General features: G+C 74.1%; 4 protein-coding genes. All 4 read right to left on the reverse strand.

Annotated elements, in window-relative coordinates; genetic code table 11:
* A partial coding sequence (gene ribB, locus H5J30_RS28940; protein WP_181790232.1) for a 3,4-dihydroxy-2-butanone-4-phosphate synthase occupies positions 1–621 on the reverse strand: 621 nt, incomplete at its 3' end.
* Positions 618–1,283 carry a nicotinamide mononucleotide transporter family protein gene (locus H5J30_RS28945; protein ID WP_181790233.1) on the reverse strand — a complete coding sequence of 222 codons (666 nt, stop codon included), beginning with the start codon at positions 1,281–1,283 and terminating at the stop codon, positions 618–620. The genes ribB and H5J30_RS28945, both read right to left, overlap by 4 nt.
* Positions 1,280–1,897 (reverse strand): riboflavin synthase, encoded by a 618-nt coding sequence (locus H5J30_RS28950; protein ID WP_181790234.1) that lies wholly within the window; start codon positions 1,895–1,897, stop codon positions 1,280–1,282. Before H5J30_RS28950 ends, H5J30_RS28945 begins: the two co-directional genes overlap by 4 nt.
* Positions 1,898–1,899: 2 nt before the next feature.
* A partial coding sequence (locus tag H5J30_RS28955; RefSeq protein ID WP_181790235.1) for a RibD family protein occupies positions 1,900–2,151 on the reverse strand: 252 nt, incomplete at its 5' end.

The raw sequence follows: 2,151 nt of genomic DNA on the forward strand, positions 1-2,151 counted from the left end.
GATGATCGCGAAGCCGTGGCTGCGGGCGAACGGCACGAGCTGCGGCAGCCGCAGCATCTCGCCGTCCTCCCCGGCGATCTCCACGATCGCCGCGGCCGGCCGCAGCCCGGCGAGCCGGGCCAGGTCCACGCTTGCCTCGGTGTGCCCGTCGCGGACGAGCACGCCGCCCTCCCGGGCGCGCAGCGGGAAGATGTGGCCGGGGCTGACGAAGTCGCCGGCGACGGCGGCGGGGTCGGCGAGCAGCCGGACCGTGGTCGCCCGGTCGGAGGCGGAGATGCCGGTGGTGACGCCGTGGGCCGGGGCGGCGTCCACGGTGACGGTGAAGGCGGTGCGCATGGACTCGGTGTTCCGCTGGACCATCTGCGGGATGCCGAGCCGGTCCAGGGCCCGGCCCTCCATCGGCATGCAGATCATGCCGCTGCACTCGCGCATCATGAACGCCACGGTGGCGGGTGTGATCAGCTCGGCGGCGACGACGAGGTCGCCCTCGTTCTCGCGGTCCTCGTCGTCCACGACGACGACGGGCCGGCCGGCGGCGATCTCCTCCATGGCGCGCTCGACGGTGTCGAGGCGCAGGTCCTCCACGTCCCCGGCGGCCTGCCAGGTCGTAAGGGCGGTCATGCGGCGGCTCCTTCCAGTGCCTCCGGCCGCCCTGCGGCGGGCGGGGCGGTGCGGCGGCTCGCGGTCCACCAGGCGCGCAGGCCGAGGAGGACGACGACGCCGTAGACGACGTACACGAGGGCGGAGAACTTCAGGTCGCCGGAGTACGCGAGGGGGACGCCGACGGCGTCGACGGCCAGCCAGGCGAACCAGAACTCGACCCAGCCGCGGGCCATGGCGACCATGGCGGCGACGGAGCCGGTGAAGAGGTAGGCGTCCGGCCAGGGGTTCCAGGACAGCGACGGGACGGCGAGGAAGAGCAGGGCGACGGCGGTGGTGCCGGCCGCGGTGGCGGCGGCGAGCCAGGCGCGCTCTGCCCAGGTGGCGAAGCGCACCCGTATCGCCCCGTTCTCGCGGCGGCCGCGCGTCCACTGCGTCCAGCCCCACACCGAGACGCCGACGACCAGCAGCTGCTTGCCGACGCCGCCGGTGAGGCCGGCGGAGGCGTACGCGACGACGAGCACCGCGCCGGAGAGCAGCTGGGCCGGCCAGACCGCCACGGAGCGGCGCCAGCCCAGCGCGAGGGCGGCGAGGCCCAGCACGTTGCCGGTCATGTCGGCCCACTTGATGTCCTCGCCGAACACCGAGAAGGCCACGCCGTTCAGGGAGTCGAGGGTGCTCACTCCCGCGCTCCCCCGGCGCGGGCGGCGTGCGGGGCGAGCAGCCGCTCGACGTACTTGGCGACGATGTCGACCTCCAGGTTGACCCTGTCGCCGGGCTGTTTGAAGCCGAGGGTGGTCAGCGCGAGGGTGGTGGGGATGAGGCTGATCGTGAAGAAGTCGGGGCCGGCGTCCACGACGGTGAGGCTGACGCCGTCGACGGTGACGGAGCCCTTCTCCACGACGTAGCGCCCGAGGCCCTCGGGCAGGGAGACGGTGACGACCTCCCAGTTGTCGGAAGTCTTACGGGCCAGGATCTCGCCGGTGCCGTCGACGTGGCCCTGCACCAGGTGCCCGCCCAGGCGCCCGCCGACGGCGGTGGGGCGCTCCAGGTTGACCCGGTCGCCGGGGCCGAGGCCGCCGAGGCTGGAGCGGTTCAGGGTCTCGGCCATCACGTCGGCGGTGAACTCGTGGCCCTCGTGGTCGACGACGGTCAGGCACACTCCGTTGACGGCGACGGAGTCGCCGTGCCGGGCGCCCTCGGTGACGGCGGGGCCGCGCAGCCGGAAACGGGCGGCGTCGGGCAGCTCTTCGACGGCGACGACCTCGCCGAGTTCCTCAACGATTCCGGTGAACAACGTCAGCTCTCCTTGGTGGTGGGCGGCTCGGGCACGGGACCCGGTACGGCGGTCAGCCGCAGGTCGGGGCCGAGGTGGTCGACGGCGGTCACATCGAGGCGCAACGCCTCGCCGATCGTCCCGATTCCGGCGTCGGCGAGGGCGGCGGGCCCGGCGCCCAGCAGGACGGGGGCGAGGTAGCAGACGACCCGGTCGACGAGGCCGGCGGCGAGGAACGCCCCGGCCAGGGTCGGGCCGCCCTCCAGCAGCACGGA

The organism is Streptomyces phytophilus (assembly GCF_013870535.1).
Taxonomy (GTDB): domain Bacteria; phylum Actinomycetota; class Actinomycetes; order Streptomycetales; family Streptomycetaceae; genus Streptomyces; species Streptomyces phytophilus.